The organism is Algirhabdus cladophorae (assembly GCF_044772865.1).
In the GTDB taxonomy this organism is placed as follows: Bacteria; Pseudomonadota; Alphaproteobacteria; order Rhodobacterales; family Rhodobacteraceae; genus Algirhabdus; species Algirhabdus cladophorae.
The window spans coordinates 3,391,410-3,412,655 of record NZ_CP173029.1 but is presented as its reverse complement, the minus strand read 5'-3'; the positions used below and the strand labels follow the sequence as shown (position 1 = coordinate 3,412,655).

General features: G+C 53.7%; 17 protein-coding genes. 8 read left to right on the top strand and 9 right to left on the bottom strand.

The genetic code is table 11. The annotated features are described in order from the left end of the window. The first annotated feature begins 5 nt into the window (after nucleotides 1-5). The 5 genes from recF (at nucleotide 6) to ACIRQ6_RS16525 (ending at nucleotide 5,547) form a co-directional block, all read left to right on the top strand. Complete coding sequence (gene recF, locus ACIRQ6_RS16545; RefSeq protein ID WP_420861709.1) at nucleotides 6-1,112, top strand: DNA replication/repair protein RecF; 1,107 nt, start codon at nucleotides 6-8, stop codon at nucleotides 1,110-1,112. A 9-nt stretch (nucleotides 1,113-1,121) separates the two neighbouring features. Beyond that, a complete protein-coding gene (locus tag ACIRQ6_RS16540) occupies nucleotides 1,122-1,538 on the top strand; it encodes a VOC family protein (RefSeq protein ID WP_420861708.1) in 417 nt (138 codons plus the stop codon). Continuing rightward, nucleotides 1,535-2,155, top strand: a complete 621-nt coding sequence (locus ACIRQ6_RS16535) for a LysE family translocator (RefSeq protein ID WP_420861707.1) — start codon at nucleotides 1,535-1,537, stop codon at nucleotides 2,153-2,155. The genes ACIRQ6_RS16540 and ACIRQ6_RS16535 overlap by 4 nt, the downstream gene beginning before the upstream one ends. Nucleotides 2,156-2,239: 84 nt before the next feature. Then, nucleotides 2,240-4,657 (top strand): DNA topoisomerase (ATP-hydrolyzing) subunit B, encoded by a 2,418-nt coding sequence (gene gyrB / locus ACIRQ6_RS16530; RefSeq protein WP_420861706.1) that lies wholly within the window; start codon nucleotides 2,240-2,242, stop codon nucleotides 4,655-4,657. 32 nt (nucleotides 4,658-4,689) lie between these two features. Beyond that, nucleotides 4,690-5,547: a Stf0 family sulfotransferase gene (locus tag ACIRQ6_RS16525; RefSeq protein ID WP_420861705.1), complete on the top strand. Its 858-nt coding sequence runs from the start codon at nucleotides 4,690-4,692 to the stop codon at nucleotides 5,545-5,547. Between the two features lie 6 nt (nucleotides 5,548-5,553). Here ACIRQ6_RS16525 and ACIRQ6_RS16520 read toward each other — a convergent pair whose 3' ends face one another. Further along, nucleotides 5,554-6,222: an ABC transporter ATP-binding protein gene (locus tag ACIRQ6_RS16520; protein WP_420861704.1), complete on the bottom strand. Its 669-nt coding sequence runs from the start codon at nucleotides 6,220-6,222 to the stop codon at nucleotides 5,554-5,556. A 12-nt stretch (nucleotides 6,223-6,234) separates the two neighbouring features. Beyond that, a complete protein-coding gene (locus tag ACIRQ6_RS16515) occupies nucleotides 6,235-7,854 on the bottom strand; it encodes a capsule biosynthesis protein (RefSeq protein WP_420861702.1) in 1,620 nt (539 codons plus the stop codon). 80 nt (nucleotides 7,855-7,934) lie between these two features. On the opposite strand from ACIRQ6_RS16515, the gene ACIRQ6_RS16510 reads away from it, so the two are divergent. From ACIRQ6_RS16510 to ACIRQ6_RS16500, 3 genes are all read left to right on the top strand, one after another. Then, entirely contained in the window at nucleotides 7,935-8,756 is an 822-nt protein-coding gene (locus ACIRQ6_RS16510) for an ABC transporter permease (RefSeq protein WP_420861700.1), read from the top strand. A gap of 21 nt (nucleotides 8,757-8,777) precedes the next feature. Further along, nucleotides 8,778-9,665: a glycosyltransferase gene (locus ACIRQ6_RS16505; RefSeq protein WP_420861698.1), complete on the top strand. Its 888-nt coding sequence runs from the start codon at nucleotides 8,778-8,780 to the stop codon at nucleotides 9,663-9,665. A 111-nt stretch (nucleotides 9,666-9,776) separates the two neighbouring features. Further along, nucleotides 9,777-10,409: a hypothetical protein gene (locus ACIRQ6_RS16500; RefSeq protein ID WP_420861697.1), complete on the top strand. Its 633-nt coding sequence runs from the start codon at nucleotides 9,777-9,779 to the stop codon at nucleotides 10,407-10,409. 5 nt (nucleotides 10,410-10,414) lie between these two features. Here ACIRQ6_RS16500 and ACIRQ6_RS16495 read toward each other — a convergent pair whose 3' ends face one another. The 7 genes from ACIRQ6_RS16495 to ACIRQ6_RS16465 all read right to left on the bottom strand — a co-directional run bounded on the left by ACIRQ6_RS16495 (nucleotide 10,415) and on the right by ACIRQ6_RS16465 (nucleotide 21,184). Then, entirely contained in the window at nucleotides 10,415-14,443 is a 4,029-nt protein-coding gene (locus ACIRQ6_RS16495; RefSeq protein ID WP_420861695.1) for a glycosyltransferase, read from the bottom strand. 31 nt (nucleotides 14,444-14,474) lie between these two features. Beyond that, on the bottom strand, nucleotides 14,475-16,988 hold the full coding sequence (locus ACIRQ6_RS16490; RefSeq protein ID WP_420861694.1) for a glycosyltransferase: 2,514 nt from the start codon (nucleotides 16,986-16,988) through the stop codon (nucleotides 14,475-14,477). Beyond that, nucleotides 16,948-17,829: a glucose-1-phosphate thymidylyltransferase RfbA gene (gene rfbA / locus ACIRQ6_RS16485; protein ID WP_420861693.1), complete on the bottom strand. Its 882-nt coding sequence runs from the start codon at nucleotides 17,827-17,829 to the stop codon at nucleotides 16,948-16,950. Before rfbA ends, ACIRQ6_RS16490 begins: the two co-directional genes overlap by 41 nt. Next, nucleotides 17,826-18,677 (bottom strand): dTDP-4-dehydrorhamnose reductase, encoded by an 852-nt coding sequence (gene rfbD, locus ACIRQ6_RS16480; RefSeq protein ID WP_420861692.1) that lies wholly within the window; start codon nucleotides 18,675-18,677, stop codon nucleotides 17,826-17,828. The genes rfbA and rfbD overlap by 4 nt, the downstream gene beginning before the upstream one ends. Beyond that, nucleotides 18,674-19,714, bottom strand: coding sequence for a dTDP-glucose 4,6-dehydratase (rfbB, locus tag ACIRQ6_RS16475; RefSeq protein WP_420861691.1), 1,041 nt, complete (start codon nucleotides 19,712-19,714; stop codon nucleotides 18,674-18,676). Before rfbB ends, rfbD begins: the two co-directional genes overlap by 4 nt. Nucleotides 19,715-19,717: 3 nt before the next feature. After that, nucleotides 19,718-20,281, bottom strand: a complete 564-nt coding sequence (gene rfbC, locus ACIRQ6_RS16470; protein ID WP_420861690.1) for a dTDP-4-dehydrorhamnose 3,5-epimerase — start codon at nucleotides 20,279-20,281, stop codon at nucleotides 19,718-19,720. 84 nt (nucleotides 20,282-20,365) lie between these two features. Beyond that, nucleotides 20,366-21,184 carry an NAD-dependent epimerase/dehydratase family protein gene (locus tag ACIRQ6_RS16465; RefSeq protein ID WP_420861689.1) on the bottom strand — a complete coding sequence of 273 codons (819 nt, stop codon included), beginning with the start codon at nucleotides 21,182-21,184 and terminating at the stop codon, nucleotides 20,366-20,368. Nucleotides 21,185-21,246 lie beyond the last annotated feature (62 nt).

The window sequence follows — 21,246 nt, the reverse complement described above, 5'->3', positions numbered from 1 at the left end:
GCGGTGTGACACAACTGGCGCTATCCCAACTTAAACTTGCGCATTTTCGGTCGCATAAATCGGCTCTTTTGGATGTTGATGCGCGCCCTGTTGCTCTTTTTGGGCCCAATGGAGCTGGTAAAACCAATATTCTTGAGGCTGTCTCGCTGATCTCGCCGGGGCGCGGCCTGCGCAATGCAGCGGCCAGCGACATGGCCAAGCGTCCAGAGGATCTGGGATGGAAAATCTCAAGCGTGCTCACTTCGCTGGGTCAAACCCACGAGGTTGAGACCACATCCCAAGCCAATGCCGCGCGGACTGTGCGCATCGACAGCAAACCGGCCTCACAGATCATGCTGGGGCGTATTGCGCGTGTGCTGTGGCTGGTGCCCTCAATGGACCGTCTTTGGATCGAGGGCGCTGATGGGCGACGGCGCTTTATGGACCGCATGACCCTCAGTTTTGAGCCACGTCATGCGGAGGTTGCTTTGACCTATGAAAAGGCCATGCGCCAGCGCAATCGCCTGCTCAAGGATGGGATCACCGATGCCTCATGGTATCGCGCCCTTGAGGATCAGATGGCTACAGCCGGGGCTGCGATCACGGCGAACCGCAATATGGCGCTGGATCATTTGGTCGACGCCCAAAAAGATGTGCAAACCGAATTTCCCAACGCTGACTTGGCGCTGATATCTGCCAATGACCATGACAGTGACCAAGCCGACGATCTGGCACAGGCGTTGCGGGATGGTAGGGATGCGGACATGCGCGCAGGCCGCACACTAACCGGCCCACACCGCACCGATCTGGATGCGGTCTACAGGGCTAAGGACGTGCCAGCCAAGCTATGTTCCACAGGCGAACAAAAGGCGCTGTTGATCTCTTTGATCCTTGCCAATGCGCGGGCGCTCAAGGCCACCCTTGGTATGCCTCCGATCCTTTTGCTGGACGAGGTTGCTGCCCATCTGGATGCAAACCGTCGTGCGGCCCTTTATGATGAGATCTCGGCGCTGGGTGCGCAGGCATGGATGACCGGAACCGAGACACATCTGTTTGACAGTCTCGGCGATCGGGCGCTTTACTTCGAAGTGACCGAAGCTGACGGTACTTCAATGGTCACGCCCCACACATAAGGTTTTGCTATGAACTCCAATCGCATCAATCTGATCACTCTTGGCGTGGCGGATCTGACCCGCAGCGTCGCTTACTACAAGGCCATCGGATGGGTGCCCGAAGAAGTGCTGGAAAATGTCGCTTTCTTTGACATGGGTGGGGCCAAGTTTGGCCTGTTCCCGCTGGACATGCTGGCAGCCGAGCAAAAGCGCGACGCAAGCGAACTGGGCAAAGGCTCCACCACCATCGCGCAAAACTACAATACCGAAGCCGAAGTGGACTTGGCCTTTGCCGCTGCGATCAAAGCCGGTGCAACGGCAGTCGCTGAACCCAACAAAATGGCTTGGGGCGGGTATTCGTCCTATGTCGCGGATCCCGATGGGCATATCTGGGAATTCGCTTTCAACCCGTTCTGGCCCTTGGATGATGACGGTAAAATTAAATGACCGCGACACCTTGGGACTTGCTGCTGTATGCAGGGGCTCTGTTTATCCTGTTCTTAACCCCTGGGCCCGTTTGGGTGGCCTTGCTTGCCCGTGCGTTGTCAGGCGGCTTTCGATCCGCATGGCCACTGGCACTGGGCGTTGTGGTGGGCGACGTCCTGTGGCCACTCCTCGCGATCTTGGGCGTCACTTGGTTGGTGTCGGAATTTGCGTGGTTCATGGATGTGCTGCGCTGGGTCGCAGTCGTGATGTTTGTGAGCATGGGGATTTTGCTGATCCGCAATGCCGGCAAGGAACTGGGCAGTGACAGCCGCCTGACGCGTCCGGGTATGTGGGCAGGCTTTGTCGCAGGCTTGGTCGTGATCCTCGGTAATCCCAAAGCGATCCTCTTTTATATGGGCGTGTTGCCGGGATTTTTTGATCTGACACAGGTCACATGGCTCGACATTGTAGCGATATGTTTCCTCAGCTTGATCGTGCCGCTGCTGGGCAATCTTATGCTGGCTGCCTCTGTGGATAAGGTGCGTAGCGTTCTGAAATCCCCTAACGCCTTGCGCCGGATGAATATCACTGCAGGGATGCTTTTGATCGGGGTCGGCATCGTCATCGGCTTTACCTAAGGCAAACACAAAATATAGGGTCATTCGCGTGACAAACCTCTGAAAAAAGGGTATATTTTGCGCAACTAAGCGTAAAGGCAGAGCATGTCCGACCAAGACCAAAATCCAGAAGAATACGGCGCCGATTCTATCAAAGTTCTCAAGGGCTTAGAGGCGGTGCGCAAGCGCCCTGGAATGTACATCGGTGATACAGACGATGGTAGCGGTTTGCACCACATGGTCTATGAAGTCGTCGATAACGGAATTGATGAGGCTCTGGCTGGTCACGCGGATCATGTCAGCGTCACAATCCATGCCGATAGCAGTGTTTCGGTCAGCGATAACGGCCGTGGCATTCCCGTTGGTATGCACGAGGAAGAAGGCGTTTCTGCCGCCGAGGTCATCATGACTCAGCTGCATGCTGGCGGTAAGTTTGACAGCAATTCTTACAAAGTATCCGGCGGTCTTCACGGCGTGGGTGTCTCCGTTGTCAACGCCCTGTCCGTTTGGCTGGAATTGCGCGTGTGGCGTGACGGCAAAGAGCATATTGCGAAATTTGGCCATGGCGAGACAACAGAGCACCTCAAAGTCGTGGGTGACGCAAATGGCCGCAAGGGCACAGAGGTGCGCTTCTTGGCCTCCACGGAAACGTTTTCCAACCTCGAATACTCCTTCGAGACTTTGGAAAAGCGATTGCGCGAATTGGCCTTCCTGAACTCAGGCGTCAAAATCATCCTCAAGGACGAACGCCCCGCAGAGCCGCTCCAGACCGAATTGTATTACGACGGCGGTGTGAAGGAATTCGTGAAATACCTCGACCGCTCGAAAACATCGATGTTTGAGGAACCGATTTTTGTAACCGGAACGCGCGATGATATCGGCGTTGAGGTCGCGATGTGGTGGAACGACAGCTACCACGAGAACGTCCTGCCGTTTACCAACAACATCCCTCAGCGCGATGGCGGAACTCACATGGCGGGTTTTCGAGGCGCGCTGACCCGTACGATCAACAACTACGCGCAATCCAGCGGGATCGCGAAGAAGGAAAAGATCAGCTTTACAGGCGACGACGCGCGTGAGGGCCTGACCTGCGTGTTGTCTGTCAAAGTGCCGGACCCCAAATTTAGTTCCCAAACCAAAGATAAGCTGGTCAGTTCAGAAGTACGCCCCGCGGTTGAAGGTCTGGTGAACGAAAAGTTGGCCGAATGGTTCGAAGAAAACCCCGCTCAAGCCAAGATGATCGTCAGCAAGATCATCGAAGCGGCCCACGCTCGCGAAGCGGCTCGCAAGGCCCGCGAATTGACTCGGCGCAAGACAGCAATGGATGTGAACTTCCTCGCAGGCAAGCTAAAGGACTGTTCCGAGAAGGACCCGTCCAAAACCGAAGTCTTCCTTGTGGAGGGTGATAGCGCTGGTGGATCGGCGCAGACAGGGCGTGATCGTCAAACTCAGGCCGTGTTGCCGCTGCGTGGTAAGATCCTAAACGTGGAACGTGCCCGGTTTGATCGGATGCTGGGCAGCCAAGAGATCGGTAACCTCGTTATGGCCCTTGGCACTGGCATCGGTCGGGATGAATTCAACATAGAAAAACTACGCTACCACAAGATCGTCATCATGACCGACGCGGATGTGGATGGCGCGCATATTCGAACGCTGTTGCTTACATTCTTCTTCCGTCAAATGCCTGAACTGATCGAAGGTGGTTACCTGTATATTGCTCAGCCGCCGTTGTTCAAAGTCAGCCGTGGCAAGTCCGAGGTCTACCTCAAAGACCAGCCAGCTCTGGATGATTATTTGATCGAACAAGGCGTAGAGGGCGCGATCCTGCGCCAAGGCAATGGCGACGAGATTATGGGTCAGGATCTGGCCCGTGTGGTCAATGAGGCCCGTCAGCTCAAGCGCGTGTTGGAAAACTTCCCTACGCATTACCCACGTCACATTCTGGAACAGGCCGCTATCGCTGGCGCTTTTGCCCCGGGTGCTGTGGATAGTGATTTGCAAGGCACTGCGGACAAGGTTGCTGCCCGTTTGAACCTCATTGCGCTGGAATGGGAACGTGGCTGGCAAGGCCGCATTACCCAAGACCACGGCATGCGCCTCGCGCGGATCCTACGCGGCGTCGAAGAAGTCCGTACGTTGGATGGCAAAATGCTGCGCTCAGGTGAGGCGCGCCGCAGTGGGACTTTCACACAAAGCCTACAAGATACCTATGGCCTGCCTGCAACCTTGCAGCGTAAGGATCGCAATCAGGTGATCAATGGACCGCTTGAACTGTTGGCTGCGATTTTGACCGAGGGCGAAAAAGGCCTCAGCCTGCAACGCTACAAAGGTCTGGGCGAGATGAACCCAGATCAGCTGTGGGAAACCACGCTGGACCCAGATGCGCGGACTTTGCTGCAGGTTAAAATCGACGATGTTGCCGAAGCAGATGATCTGTTTACCAAACTTATGGGCGACGTGGTTGAGCCGCGCCGCGAGTTTATCCAAACCAACGCGTTGAGCGTGGAAAACCTAGATTTCTAAGTGGATAAAGTTACCGATTTTGGGACCTGTTGATGTTCAAGAAAAACTTGTTCGAAAATCCGAACTTTGATCCGGACCTCTACGCAAAAAGGTTACGCTCACCTGTTGCTCAGAAACGGTATGTCATTTTGTTCACAGCTCGATCAGGTAGCTCGTGGCTGACAGATGTGATCTCTCAAACGAAAAAACTGGGCCTTCCAGGCGAGGCTTTTAATCCAGGCTTCATTCCCAAAATGGTACAGGGCCTGAATGTACAGACATTGGATCAACACATCGAGATTTTGCTGCGTCGTCGCGCACGCGGTGGCGTCCACGGGTTTGAAATTACCTATCATCAACTCAATGCCGTTTTCGACAGTGAAGATCATTTCATGCAGCATTTTGGTGACAATAAATTCATCTGGCTCATCCGCAAGAATCCCGTCGCTCAGGCCGTATCCCTTGCCAAGATGGTAACGACAGGTGTTGGACACACAGCTGCTTTTTCCGACGAAGAGGTAGACCAGGCAGACACCAGCTTTCAGTACGATTCAAGCGTCATAAAGAAATGGCTGATGCACAATCGCACAGCCGAAATTGCCACCGAAGCCATGATTGAACGATATGATCTAAAGCCTTTGCGGATATGCTATGAAAGCATGACCAAAGTCCCTCAGTATCAATTGCTCAGCGTTCTTGCCCGTCATATCGGCACAAAACAGATCCCGCGCGATCTGATCCCCACGGAATCTGAACACAGCAAGCTTGGAACGTCTCGTAACATGGAAATGGAAGAGCAGTTTCGCGCTGAAAACGCCGAATTTGTTGCACAGATCGAAGAGGACCGGCGACCTATGCTGGATCAACTTACCAAATTGACCAAAAGATATCGAAAGATAAATGAAGTCTAGCTGGTCCTAGTCGGGCCGCACTTTACGCATGTTTTCCAAGTGGACGTCGATGGCGTCGTTGATGTCGTCGTAGAACTCCATCTGGCCCCTTTCCAAAACAGCGCCAGCCTGACAATTATCGCGCAACATGCCGATCGAGTGGGACACCATGATAGCGCCGGCGTGTTCGAGGCGGGCCTGAAACACTTGGTTGCTTTTGTCCCGAAAGGCTTGATCCCCTACAGCCGTGACCTCGTCCACAAGGTAGGTATCAAAGGGGACACCCATGGATATTCCAAAGGCCAAGCGGGATCGCATACCGGATGAATAACTGCGGACCGGCATATTAAACTGCCGCCCCAATTCCGAAAAATCGTATACAAAATCAACCAGTTGATCTGTATCGACCCCGTAGATCCGCGCCACAAACCGTGTGTTCTGAATACCGGTCATATCTGGGTGAAACGACCCTGCAAAGCCAACGGGCCAAGAGATCGCGCCGGTCGTCAAAATCTCGCCCGAGGTCGGATCCATGGCGCCAGAGATCATTTTCAAAAGGGTACTTTTCCCAGCACCGTTGCGGCCCAAAAGGCCCACGGCGACACCGGACGGAAAGATTGCAGACACATCATCAATGGCAATTTTTTCCTGCCCGCGCATGATGAACCGTTTTGTAAGATTGCGCAGTTCGATCATTCCGGCGCGCCCTTACCGCCGATCCCGGAAGCTGTAGGCCACAAGAATCAAAATCACCCATGACAAAAAGATAAACAGGAAAGAAATCGCAAATATCATCGGTCTGTCAGGTAGATCAGATCGTTCCGCCAAAGTAGGTCGTACATGTGCTGCCAAATAGCGCGTCTGACGCTGCGCCTCCGCTTGGGCGGCATCATAGGCCACCAAAGCTGCCGTATAGCTTTCTTGGGCAAATTCACGATCCACGATTAGGCGCTCATACTCGCCAAAAATATTGGCGAATGCAGACGCGTCTGACCCTTCGCCACCAATCCCCAGCTTGCGCCGTTCTTCTTCAATACGGTTTTCGATCACGCGGATTTTGAGTTCCAGCTGCGTCAACCTCGGATCCGTGGAAGGTACATTTTCCACCAGCAAGTCACGCTCGATATACACCTCGGCCAGCTGTTGTTGCAGCGTGTTCAATAGGCCCGACTGACCGCTTACAACCGTCGCAGGATCCACCAATTGATTGGTGTTGCGAAACTTCGTTACCACTTCGCGGGCTTGTTTCAAACGCTCCACCGCACGGGTCAGTTCATCTGATGAATAACGGATCGCATCGTTGCGCGCGATGTCCGTCAACCGGTTGATCATATTAGTAGATTCATCATAAATCTGTTGCGCAATCTTCTGTGCATCATCCGGCGAAAAAGCGGCAACACGCAAATCTAGTAGGCCTGAACCACTGTCGTAGTAGACCTTGACCATCCGTTCCCAATAGCTGACCAAATCCTCGATTGTTCCCCCGGCTGTGTAGGCAAAAACAGGATCCAGCGAGGCATCCGCCTTGGACCACATCGCTTCCAAATCAAGTTCATTATCGACGGCCTTTACCAATTCTTGGCTGGTCAAAAACTTGTATAGTGTGTCCGTGTCCGACGAGCTTGAGCCAGATAATCCCGTGACACCGCCCAAGATTTCCACGGCAGAAGACAGCTCTTCTTTGCGAACGGAAAAGCCCACGTAGGACGCATATTGATCCGTGGCACGTTCGTACAAGTACCAGCCAGTGCCGGCAGTCGGCAAAATAACCCACAGTAAAAAACTGAACAAAATACCCAGATGCCGTGTCTTTGTCCGACCCGCCTGAGCAGGGGCATATACGATCCGTTGGACAGGCTCGGCCCGTTTGGCCACGGCCTCAGCCGCCTTTCCTTTACCCAAGCCCTGCCCTTGATTTTTCCCCTGACCCTTGCCTTGTCCCTTGCCCTGACCGTTTCCTTTTCCCTTGCCAAGGCCTTTGCCTTTGCCCAAGCCTTTACCCTTGCCGAGGCCCTTACCCTTACCCTGGCCCTTACCACCACCCAATCCGTTGCCTGCCTTGGTAGGTTCATCGCCCGCTGTGTCTTTTGCTACCGTGGTGCCTTTTGCTTCGCTTGTGTCTTTGGGTTTTTCTGGATCGACCTCGGGGGTATCGGATTTAGGCTGATCTGTATCCATTTCCCGTGATGCAGCCTCAGAAACATTGGCAACAATCGCCGGCGCGGGTGGCCCGATCTTTGCTGGGTCCTGAACTGTGAGAATAGGATCGGCGGACACATCTGATGCGCTTGGCCGCGCAGGATCGATGGTCTTAAGGGGGTTTGTCACGTCAACAAGGGTCCTGTAGGTTTAGTGCATAGCTTAAACAATTGCGTTAAGCATGACTAGAACCATTCAGTGATCGGCAGATGAGCGCAGATATCAACACCCCTTCTGGACTTAGCGAAGCGGCAAAAATACAACGCCGCAGCCTACCGACCCTGCGGGTGATGTTTGCCTTGATGCTGCGCGAAATGGCCACAACCTATGGCAAATCGCCGGGCGGCTATATCTGGGCAATCCTGGAACCCGTGATTGGTATCACCTTGCTGACCTACATATTTTCTATCGGTTTCAAATCCCCGGCCCTAGGCATCAACTTTCCGATTTTCTATGCCACAGGGGTGGTCCCCTTCTTGATGTATATGGACATCAGCCAAAAAATGGCGGGGTCGATCCAATTCTCAAAACCCTTGCTGGCCTATCCTGCGGTGACATGGGGCGATGCCGTGCTCAGTCGATATGTGCTGAACCTTTTGACCCAGGTTTTGGTGGGCTACATCGTGATCTCGGGCATCCTCCTACTCTACGAGACCAGAACCACACTTGTGGTCCCACAGATTGCACTAGGCTGTGCCATGTTGGCTGCTTTAGCTTTTGGTGTGGGCGCGATGAACTGCTTTTTGATTTCGATGTTCCCTGTGTGGCAGCGGGTTTGGGCCATTGCCAATCGCCCCCTTTTGTTCATTTCTTGCATCTTCTTCACGTTCGAAAGCGTGCCTCAGCCGATCCGCGACTATCTTTGGTACAATCCGATGGTGCATATCATTGGTATGCTGCGCACCGCGTTTTACCCCAACTACGACGGCCAATACGTGACCCCTGAATATGTGTTCGGGGTCAGCCTTGCGATGGCTGTCTTTGGACTGGTTTTTCTGCGTCGGTACAACCGCGATATTCTGGAGATCTAAGCGGTGGACTGCACCATTGCGATGGCGTGCTACAACGGTGGGCGCTTCTTGCCTGCACAATTGGCCTCTTTCGCTGACCAAAGTGTTTCCAACTGGATCCTATGGGCCAGCGACGATGGATCCACCGATAACACGCTTGCCATCCTAAAAGACTTTCAAACCGAGCGATCCGATGGGAAGATGCGCCTTTTGAGCGGACCCCAAGACGGTGCAGCAATGAATTTTTTGTCCATGCTCTACCATCCCGAATTACCGGATCAGCCCTGCGCCTTGGCGGATCATGACGACGTTTGGTTGCCTCAAAAACTTGCCCATATCCTGCCGTTGATCGATGTACCGCAGCCAGTTCTTTATGCGGGTCGCACATTGGTGTCCGATGCCAACCTTGAACATCAACGACCATCCAAACCCCTCAGCCCCGCGCCCAGTTTTGAGAATGCACTGATCCAGAACCGTGCGGCTGGTAACACCATCGTTCTAAACCAAGCCGCCCTCCGCGCTTTACGAAACATCGGTGCACCAGATCAAATAGCCCACCATGATTGGTGGCTCTATCAGATCATGACGGGGATTGGCGCACGGGTGATCTTTGATGAAACACCGCTGGTGATCTACCGTCAGCACGGGACGAATGTCTTGGGGGCGAACGAGGGTTCGATGCAGACGCTACGCCGTATGATCCAACTCATGGGCCAAGATTGGCGTGGATGGGCCAACGTTCAACATAAGGCACTGCAAGCAGCGCGTCATCATTTAACCCCGCAGAACCAGCATATCCTAGACACTTGGCGGGCCGCACCCAAGGCAGGAATTTCCCGAGGCCGGGTGTTCAAACAGCTGGGTCTCCACCGACATAAACCTGCACAGACCAGTTTGATGGTCTTTTTGGCAATCTTGGGCCGGATTTAGCTCCGAAATCATGGATACTGTTCAAAACGCATTTCAAATTCATTTCAATACTGGCAAAAGTACCGGGAAGACCTGCGTCACAGCACGGCAAAGACAATTGAGGACGACGATATGAGCAAAGTGACATCCTTGAGTTTCGGGCCCGCGCCATCTCCGGCGGACGTGGACAAAACCGTGATTTGTTACGGCTCTCCGCGTGGTGGAACCAGCATGGTCGCAGGTGCGATGTATGGCTTGGGGATCGACATTGGCACCGACCTGCCCGTGAACCTCGAAGACTACCAGTTCAACATGGACAAGAATGATCTGACCCGCGAAGAGTTTGTCGACAGCATGATCGCCGCCATCGACGAGCGCAACAAGACCAAAGGCACGTGGGGCTGGAAATACCCTTCGGCGAACCGCTATCTTGAGGACGTCCTGACCCATGTGCGTAACCCGCACCTTGTGCTGGTCTTTCGCGATCCGATTCCCGCCTCGATCCGTGCTGGTGCACCGCACCAAATTTCGACCGAGCGGGCGATTTTACAGCGCTTGCGGGCCGAGATTAAGAACCTGCGCATCGCAGAATTATGCGGCGCGCCTGCGATTGCCGTCTCCTATGAGAAAGCCGCGCAACAGCCCGAAGTGTTCCTTGAAGAAATGGCCGAATTTTTGGGCACAGGTATCCCGCCGAACAAAGACAAGATCGTCGATTTCATGCGTCCCGGGAAATACAAAGACCCCAAGATGATGTTCGAATAGGCGGCTTACTCACCGTCCAAAATCTCACGATATAAGGCGACGGTTTCGGCCACTTGTGCATCCACGATCCGCAGGGTTGTTTCAATGGCAGGCGGGTTGCGATAGGTCTCGGGATCCGCATTGATTTTCGCCAAAGCACCCGACAGGCCCACGTAACTGTCAGGCGATACGATATATCCGTTCTCGCCCTCGATCACGTCCGCGCCCACGGCGCCACGATCCGAGGCAACAACCCAAGCCCCCGTCGACAAGGCCTCGCGCGTGACCAGTCCGTAGCTTTCCGGCCAAAGCGATGGCGCCAGCAACACGTCGATCATACCATAGAGCAGCCCCACATCCCCTTGCTCCAACTTGGCTTTAAAGGTGACTTCGGTGGCGCCCCAAACCTCTTGACGCATCTCGCCCTTGTTCATGGCATGATCGATCACCAGTAATTCGAGATTTTCAAACGTATTTGCCAGCAGAGCCGACTTGACCAAGTGAAAGCCCTTGTGTCGCGACATGCCGCCAATATGGGCCAGACGTACGCGACCACTGGCCGATGGCTTGCGATCACAAGACGGCAGATGGGAGACACCATTTTCGATGGTTATCGTGTGCTCAACGCCTGCGTCTTTGTAGATTTTCTCAAAACTCGGCGAAACCGCCAGCACCTTCTTGGCACCAAAGAGCGGCTTGCGCAGATCCCCCAACCGGACGTTGCGGGCAGCGGTGCTGTCAAAGGCTTCAACCCGGTAGTCATATGTTGAAATCTTGTCGTCATCATCGATCAGGAACTGATTTTTCGAGATCCACCACCCGTCATGGGCGGTGATCACGTAGGGAATTTTCTGCTGCCGCGCCACATCCGCAATCGAAGCAGTCAGGCGTTGGATGCAGTGAAAATGTATCAGATCGGGCTTGATCTGGCTGAGGCATTGGGTAAACGCCTCGGCCATTTTAGGATCTTTGGGGTTCTGATCCACATTCGGGATAGAGGCAGATGTGATCGAAAACACCCGCACGCCGTTGTGGGCATAGTGCTGGATTTCATAGGGTGTGGGCCCGCCCTGCAACGTGCACAGAACGTCGATGTCAAACTCGTCGCCATACTGTTCTTTCAGCAAGGTTACGTTGTCGCGCACAACGCGTGTCGCACCGCCAATTGATTGCGGCGGGTAAAACACATTGACCACCAACAGTTTTTTGCGAACTTTTTGCTCTGGCGTAACTGCGGTGAGGATACCTTTGATATTGCTGGCCATGGTCTGAACCGAATATTCGGCAAACACTTGTTGCTTGGCTTGTTCGCCGATCTTCTGGCGCAAATCTGCATCGCCCATCAAAGTCATAAGGTGCTTGGTGAAATCGGCAGCATCATCGCAAAGGTACCCGGTTTCACCGTCGCGGATCACTTCGGAATGCGTGGCCGTGCGACTGACCACCGATGGGATCCCCAACATGGCGGCTTCCATCCATTTGATCTCGCTCTTGGCGTCGGTCACCAGTGAAGGCGCAAGGACGGATAAGTTGATATCGGATTTTGCCAGCAACGCGCAGTAGTCCTCAAAATCCCAAATCGGCTCAATAGAGCGCAGATTATGTCGCTTGGGATCCAGCGCTTTGAATTCCCCAAAATGACCGACCAGAAAAATCTCGACTTTCTTGCCGTATTTTTCTGCAACCGCCGCCAATGCAGGCTCAATAATCTCGTGGAAATCTTGTTTGTGGGCCTTGGTGCCGGACCCATAGAAAATGCGGATCGGTTTGGTCGCGGTGTCTTTGACCCGGGCTTGTTCCGTTTCCATCACAAATTCATGCAACTGGCCCAGCGCATTACGATGAACAAAGACCTGCCCTGTGCGGACGAACTTTTGCATCAACGTTTGGATGGTCGGGGTCGAGGCAATGCCATAGTCGCAAAGTTGCATCGCTTTGGCGAACAACGGAACACCGCAGGCCATCGCGTCATATTGCGTCTGGGTGATCGTGCCCGCATAGGTTTTAAAGGCCGGCGGGAAATGATCTGTGTCAAAGACCACGTCGTCAATCTCGTAAAACGTAGCGATGCCGTATTGGGACGCCCCCGTGATCGCGTCGATTATTTTGGGGAATGCAGGCACCCGAAAGAAAATCGCCGCCTCGAAATCTTTCATCTGTTCGATAAAGCTGTCGATGCCTGTGTTCAGACCAAAGACTGCTACTTCATATCCCGCAGCCCGCAGGTGATCCGCTTTTTGATCGACCCGGTAGAGCTTGCACTGTGGCAGGTCCAGATTAGCAATCAGGGCGACCTTTTTGACAGGCTGATGGGATGTGACAGGCTTCACCGTCGGCGCGCAGTAATCCAAGGCACGTTTCAAATCGGATTGGGTTTGTTCGACGCCGTAAGCCGCAATGTATTTGGGCAGACGTCCCCAAATATGGTCAAACGCTTGTTTTGCACTCTCATTGGCATTGCTGGACAAATAGTAATCACCCGGTGTCGCGTCGCTGGCAAAGTTCCAAATCTGCGAGGCCCCCAGCATGTCACCGCGGGCCTTCAGGCTGTTGGCCACATGCACAAAAGTCCATTCGTTGCGATGTGATGCGTTGGTCAGCATTTCACGACGCAGCATCAAGGCGACTTCGTCTTTGCCTTGCCGTTGGTACAAATCACCCAAATGACGCTTGGCACGCCCCGCGCCAATCCCTGCGTTCACCACCACCCAATACAGTTTCTCGGCCACGCCCTCGCGGCCAGAGGTTGCGTATTTATCCGCCAGAGCAGTCAGGAAATCAGCGATGGGGGTCGATGTCACTGGCACCATAAACAAAGCGCGATTGCAATTCGTCGCAATCTCGTTGAGGACATGGAAATCTTTGGCATCTGCTGGCAGTGCGTCGTGTTCCAAACGGTAGACTGCGAGTAAATCATCGATATCCTGCGGCAGGCGCACATCAAACTCATGCTCGAAATCTACGTGCAGATTTGGCTGCATTTGATCTGCGATCCCAACTTGCAGATAGTGCACATAAATCGGCAAAATGTCTGACGGCGAATAGCCAGCAATGGCCAATCCGTATTTGTGCAACGCATCGCTATAACGCGTCACATAGAACTCTGGATCAAAGACGTAATCTTGATGCAGCGGCAAAAGTTTTTGAAAACCTTTTGTGCAGAAATGCTCGGCACAAGCGGCGCGGGTCAAAGGCAGATCAGGCGCATCGGCGCTGGCCAAAGCATGGTAATACTCGTGATCAAAGATCGTATCCAGCTGCACGCCGCTAAAGCCATAGCTGGCCATCAATTCGCCTGCGTTCAGATAAATCAGGTCCCATGGCAGACGGCCTTTGGTCACTTTGAGCGAGACAACCTGAGTAGCGCTGGGCAGCGCGCGATTGATGGTAATGTTGTGGTAGTCATCGATGAAATTCAGATCAAGGGCCGCGGGCTCAAACCGCAGGCCGTCTTCCAATCCAAATTCAAGAAAATGAAAAAACGCCTCATAGGGGCTGAGGTCGGATGGCAAGTCCGTGATGTTATGCGCGATATAGGAGGCAAGGTTGAACCCGCCGGGCAAATAGGCCATGCGGGGATGGGCCGCCAACACGTCGGCGTGGCTGTCCTTTTCAAATTGAATCGCCAACCATTTGCGCCAATCCTTACGATCCGCACCTGTAAGCGCGCGGGTCGATTTATCGAAACTGGGCACCGCAAGGGACCCGTCATAGGCCGCGCGTTGCTCTGAAATCCCGTGTTGCTTGAAATGCGCCAAGGCCTGCGCTGGATACTGAACCGAATCTCGGACATCCAAGTTTGCAGCCAGATAGGCCTGCGCCGAAAATCCATACGGCATCTCAGGGTCGTTCTGGAATCCTAGAACTGCCGCCGCATTGTTCGGATAACGTCCCTCACTTTTGCCGTAGTTGCGATAATGCGCGGCAAGGGCTGCATCATCCATTTCGGCCAGATCACCGTAGTAGGTGCGATAAAACACCAAATCCAGATCGGATAAATCCCCAAAACTTGTGGTAATCCCGCTGATGCGACGCATGATCGTGTTGGGTTTCATTAAAAATTCCGTACTCTAAAAAATGCAAAGGTTAGGTTGGGTTTAGTGGTTTTGTAAAATGAACAAAAGCACGTTGCGCCAATTCAGTTGCTGAACCATATGGCAACACGTGGCCCTGTTGCACTTTCCCCACCGCTTCGGCTTGGGCCCCAAGATCAAAGCACGTGACAGGCAACGTCGTCGCGATCGCTTCGTGGGTCGTGTAGGAAAAGGTTTCAGGACAAACCGACGGAATAAGCCAATCCGTAATCATGTAGCGTTCGACCAAATCAGTTAAGTCCGTTTGCCGGTAGGCGCCGTGATGTTTGATCGTTTCGGGAAGGGAAAACAGCGGATCAATTTCGCCCAAGACGACCACATCAAAGGCTTGATCCTTGCGCAAAAGTCGACCCAAGGCCACGACGACCTCGGCACCTTTTTCAACATTCAAATTCCCGAGGATCCCCACGCAACGACGCGCCGTCTCTGGCTGCTTGATCGGGGCAGGTGTGAATGGCAATTGATGCGGAACCACATCCACTTTGTCGCGGTAGCTGGGATAGACTTGGCTGAAAATCTCGGCAGAATTTTTCGAGAAAGCAACGACCCGCGTTGCCCGCTCCAAGGCGGGGCGCCATGTAGATTGCCAATGATGCAAGTCGACGCCCTGTTCCATGCGCGCGCCCGGTGCCGGATCTATGTAGGGGGCCAGTCCAGTGTAGCGTTGGGTGTTGTCGACAAAACTATAGGTTGGCGTGACTACGTAAAAATTATGCAGCAAAATCTCAAACCCCGAGGTCTCGTTCAAAAGCTCCAGCATAATTGAGGGTATTTCGATCGCGTCCGTGTCACCTGCCACGCAGGAAAAAATGAGCGTTTTGCGTGAAACAGTGTCTAATAATGCCTGCATGGCCTCGGTGCTGTCTGTCTCTCCAATTGTTGTCCCTTGTGGGCAATGTACCTCTATGCGCCAGCGCATCATACTGCCAACGCGCAGGACAATGACAGGCTGGTCCTCGCTAAGCCGTTCCTTGATCTTATGCGACAGATACACATCTGCCCCACCGCCCAAACTGTGCGCCACGTAAATCGGCACAGGTTCAACCGATGCAAGTTCGGCCCATCGCAAGGCCATCCGCAGCCGTGCTGTCAGGATCGGATCCGTCGCAATCCATTCCTGTACGCTAGCATCATAACCCGGGTAGCGGTCGGTGATAATCCGTCCGTTCAGGGCAATTTTTTGCGATTTGGCGGTGTCCCCAAACGAAAGCCCGCCAACATGTTCCACAAAAAGCCGGGGCTGCACGACATTACGGCCACCGCGTTGTATGGCCTTTTGGCACCAGTCCACTTCTTCGCCGTAGCCTGCTCCAAAGACTGTATCGAATTGCGGAAAGATCTTCAGAAAAATTGGGTTCAAGGCCATGCAAAACCCGACGCCCGTTGGTGCACTTTGCCATCTGCCTTGACCGGTTTTCGCCGTAGCGTCTAACTGATCCACCATACCCAGTTCCAGATCACGAGCCTGTACGATGACTGGAACATTTGTGATCTCGGCATTGTTGGATAGTGGCGTCACACTGGCGACTAAATCGTCCTGTGCAATCGGATCAACAAGGCGGGTCGTCCAATTGGCAGGCAACATGGCATCAGAGTTGATCAGAACCGCAGGGACATCATATTCAATCGCTCGCTCAAAAGCTGCATTCACGGATTTAACAAAACCTAGGTTCTCTTGGTTCCAAATCGGAATGACGTCAAAGTCCTGTGCTGCAATCCAGCCTTCCAAATAGGGCCGTACCCGCGCATCCGTTGAACAGTCTTCGACAATGATCAGACGCAGGGGCAAATCGGCATTTTTGACGATGCGCTCAAGACACTGTGGTAACAGGTCGAAGGCATTATAGACCGGCACAATGACCGTTACCGATTTTGGATAACTTGGCTTGTTTGGCCCCAAATCATTTAAAATTTCTGCGTCATCCAAGGCTAAGGCGCGTGTCACATGCGAGAAGCCAAACGCATCAACAAGCCGTCGCCGCGCTGCGGGGGATCTGTTGGACAAAAAGGCAATAGCCGATGGCATCATGGTCACGCATGTCGCCAGAAATCTCGCGGACAATCGTATAACACTCAAGACTTTTAGGACCGACAGGTGTCGCCGGTAAATATTGTGATGAACCGTTGTATCGCCGTCTTCAAACAGCAAAACACCGCTTAGGCTGGAAGACGGGCGAAACACCTCAAAACCATATCCAAAACTGGCGGCATCTTGACCGGGAACATCGCCGCGACGCAGGCGTTTGGTGATTTTATACTCTGCACCGTTATCCGCATATCGCCCCCCATCAATCAAGATCCAGCCCGAGACGACAAGTTGATTATTGCGTATTTGAAGCCGATCAATGGTGCCTACCCGTTGACCTTGGTCCGTTAAGATCCGTCTCCCTTTGTGGACGACGCTGAGATGCTGCCGCAGATACCGTCGATACAGGGACCAGACCTGCCGCAACATGCCGCTGCGATCAGCTATATTGCGCTGGCAGGTTCGCCAGATAGGCGCCATAGGCGTTTTTGCCATATAGCTTGGCCCGCTCGGCCAGCTGCGCGTCGTTGATCCAGCCGCTCGCGTAGGCGATTTCCTCGGGGCTGCCCACTTGCTGGCCTTGGCGTTCTGTTAGGGTTCGCACAAAGTTTCCAGCATCCAATAGGCTGGCATGGGTGCCTGTATCCAACCAAGCAAAGCCGCGCCCCATGCGTTCAACGCTCAGGCTGCCTTCGTCCAGATACATCTCAAGCAATGTGGTAATTTCCAACTCGCCACGTTCCGATGGTTCAACCGCACGGGCGCGTTTGGAGGCATCGCCATCCAGAAAATACAAACCTGTCACGGCGTAATTCGACTTGGGCTGCTCCGGTTTTTCAACGATGGATTTCGCCTGACCATCTTGGTCAAATTCCACCACGCCGTAGCGCTCGGGATCGGCCACACGATAGCCAAAGACAGTACCGCCTGTCCCCTTGCCACCGGCATTTTCCAACATCTGTGGCAAACCGTGCCCAAAGAAAATGTTGTCGCCCAAAACCATTGCGCTGGGCGCGCCATCAAGAAAATCTTCGGCCAGGATATAAGCTTGGGCCAGCCCTTCGGGTTTGGGTTGAACGATAAAGGTCAAAGACAAACCAAACTGGCTGCCATCCCCTAGAAGGTTCATAAATTGTGCCTGATCATGGGGCGTTGTGATGATCGCGATCTCGCGGATACCCGACAGCATCAAAACACTCAGCGGATAGTAGATCATGGGTTTGTCATAAATCGGCAGCAGTTGCTTGGATACACCTTGAGTGATCGGATAAAGTCGCGTGCCAGAACCGCCCGCCAGAATAATACCTTTGCGCTGGGTCATGCTGAGGTGTCCTTCAATTGTTCCAAAACCGCGTCCAGCGCCGCGTCCCAATCACAAGGGGGTACGCCAAAGGCTTGGGTCGTTGTTGTGCAGTCCATGCGGGAATTTGCAGGGCGTGCAGCGGGTGTTGGATAGTCTTTGCTGGGAATGTCTGTGACGGCGACATCCAATCCGGCCTTCGCGAAAATTGCGCGGGCGAAATCGGCCCAACTTAGCGTAGGGGCCCCGGCAAAGTGATAGACCCCGGATTTTGTCGCATCCTCTGCCAATTGCAGCGCCATCACATGACAGGTTTGCGCAATATCCCGCGCTGCGGTCGGTCCGCCAATTTGATCGGCCACAATCGTCAGCGCATCCCGGCTGGCACCAAGGCGCAGCATGGTTTTGACAAAGTTATTGCCATGGGCAGAAAACACCCAAGATGTGCGCAAAATACCAAAGATGCCTTTGCTGTCGCTAACGGCCTGCTCGCCCGCCAGTTTCGTACGGCCATAGGCGCCCAGTGGTGCCACAGGATCTGTCGGCTGCCACAGCGCTGTTCCAGAGCCGTCAAACACATAATCGGTCGAGATATGAACAAACGGAATGCCCATTTCTGCGCAAACTCGCGCCATAGCGGCCGGGGCTTGGGCATTGACCAGATGGGCTGTGTCCTCGTCTTCTTCTGCCTTGTCTACAGCCGTGTAAGCGGCGGCATTGATCACAGCGCTGGGCGCGTGCTGCAAAATCAACGCAGCAGAGCTGGCAGGATCAGTTAGATCTGCGGCGTCACGACCAAAACACTGGGTGTCTGGCAGGGCCGCCAACTCTGTCGCCACTTGGCCGGATTTGCCAAAAACGAGGATCATGCTTTGGTCCCCAAACGAGTCCCAACGCCTGACCGGTTCTGCAAGGCGCGCCACCAGTCCTCATTGTCCAGATACCATTGAACCGTCAGTTCAAGACCCTCTTGCAAGGTAACAGACGGGCGCCAGCCCAACTCGGTTGCAATACGCGTGGGATCAATCGCATACCGTTGGTCATGACCGGGCCGATCCGCCACATAGGTGATCTGATCCGCATAGGGCGCGTCTTTGGGACGTTTTTCATCCAAAATGGCGCAGATCATTTTTACGATCTCAACATTCTGGGCTTCGTTTTCGCCGCCGATGTTATAGCTGCGCTTGAGTTCACCCTTTTGCAAAACTGTCAGCAAGGCGTCGGCGTGATCTTCCACGTATAGCCAATCACGTACGTTGTCGCCCTTGCCATAAATCGGAATATCCTTACCGGCCAATGCGTTCAGGATCACCACAGGAACCAGCTTTTCGGGAAAGTGAAACGGGCCATAGTTGTTCGAACAATTCGTCAGAACCACAGGCAGCCCATAGGTCTCTGCCCAGGCACGAACCAAATGATCAGAGGCCGCTTTGGAGGCGGAATAGGGACTGTTTGGATCGTAAGGAGTGCTTTCCGTAAACTGGCCCGTAGCGCCCAACGAACCAAAGACCTCATCGGTCGAAATATGGTGGAACCGAAACGTATCGGGGCGACCTTGTCCCTCCCAAAAGGCGCGTGCGGCCTCCAGCAGATTGAAGGTGCCTGTGATGTTGGTCTCGATAAAATCTGCAGGTCCGTCGATAGACCGATCCACATGGCTTTCGGCGGCCAAATGCATCACAGCATCTGGCGTATGCTTGGCAAAAACAGTGTCTAATGCAGCGCGATTGCGAATATCGACCTGTTCGAACGCATATTTTGGATCATCCGCAACCAACGCCACATTGTCCAAACAGGCTGCATAGGTCAGAGCGTCCAAATTGACGATTTCGTGCCCCTGAGCAATTGCATGGCGCACCACTGCCGACCCAATGAAGCCCGCACCGCCAGTTACCAAAATTTTCATGGCTTAACCCTCAAACACAAATGGGCTGTCAAAATCTGCGAGCGTTGGCGCAGCAGCATCCTTGGCAGACAAAACTGCATCAACCCCGTTCAGGCCCCAATCGATCCCGATATCCGGGCAATCAAAACGCACGGCTCCGTCGCACTCGGGGGCGTAGTAATCAGTGCATTTGTAAATAATTTCGGTGTTAGGCGCACGGGTGGAAAAGCCATGCAGAAACCCCGCAGGCACCATCAACTGTTTGCCGTTCTCAGCAGTCAGTTCGGCCCCAACCCATTTGCCGTAGGTCGGTGAGCCTTTGCGTATATCGACCGCCACATCAAACAGGGCACCTTGCCCACAGCGCACCAGCTTGTCTTGAGCATGCGGGGGCGATTGAAAATGCAGGCCGCGCACAGTGCCGATCTGTGCCGAAACCGAATGGTTGTCCTGCACAAAGTCATAGTCAAATCCGGCATCTGCCATGACCCGCTTGCTGTAACTTTCCGAGAAAAATCCGCGGGCGTCTCCAAATCGGTTGGGCGTCAAAATAAACACCCCACTCAATTGAGTTTGTTCAACTTTCACGAAATACGCCTCTTTGTAAGAAACCAACCAATACCACCAAACCCGCTTTAACAAGCGCCAGATGGAAAGTCACCCCTGGCAGCATTACAGCAGGCGCTTTGTCGAAAGGTCAAACCGGTTGGCTGCAAATTTGCCCAGAGCGGCGCAATCCATGGCCACCAAAGGGACATCTTGTGGTGTCGCGTCCCGTGCGATCCATGGCGCCCCTAATTTGTCGGCGACCACGTCCATGCCAATGGGCGTCAAGGTCGACACGTTAAATACCGAGGGCATGGAACCTGCGCTGACCAATTGCGCAATCACGTCACATAATAGGGCCGCATTCAGATAGCTGCGCATTGCATAACTACCATCCTCAAATTGGGCAATCTGCAAAGGATTGGCGGCTGTTGCACTCTTGGCCAAATGACCCAGTTGATCGGCCCCAATGACATTACCCAAGCGTAAGATCGATATTTCCTTCACACCAAAAGCGCTATGATTGCGCTGCATGTGGTGCTCTAGATCTCGTTTGGATTGCCCGTAAGGATGGGCAGGGTTTAACTGATCCTCCTCCAAAAAAGGACGTGCCAATGGGGGGCCGTAAACCGCAATCGACGACACAACAATCATCCGCTTGATCCCAAGGGCTTGGGCCAATGCTAGGGTCGCGTGGGCCAGCGGAATTGTTCCGTCGTAGGCTTGATCGCCCACCGGCGTTGCCCCGGCCAAATGCACCAAAGCATCTGGTGTTCGGGCCAGCGGCGGCACAATGCTACTCTGCGCCTGATCCCAGTAAAGGCAATTTGGATCATCCCTGCGACGTGACAAACGCAACATTTCAAACGGCGCATCGCCCGACGCCATTGACTGCGCCATTGACTGCGCCAATTTTCCTGTCCCGCCTGTGACCAAAATCTGCATCGCTGCGTCCTTTCTATGAAGTGTCTCTAAACCATTTGCCACCACCTGCAAATCTGGGTGAT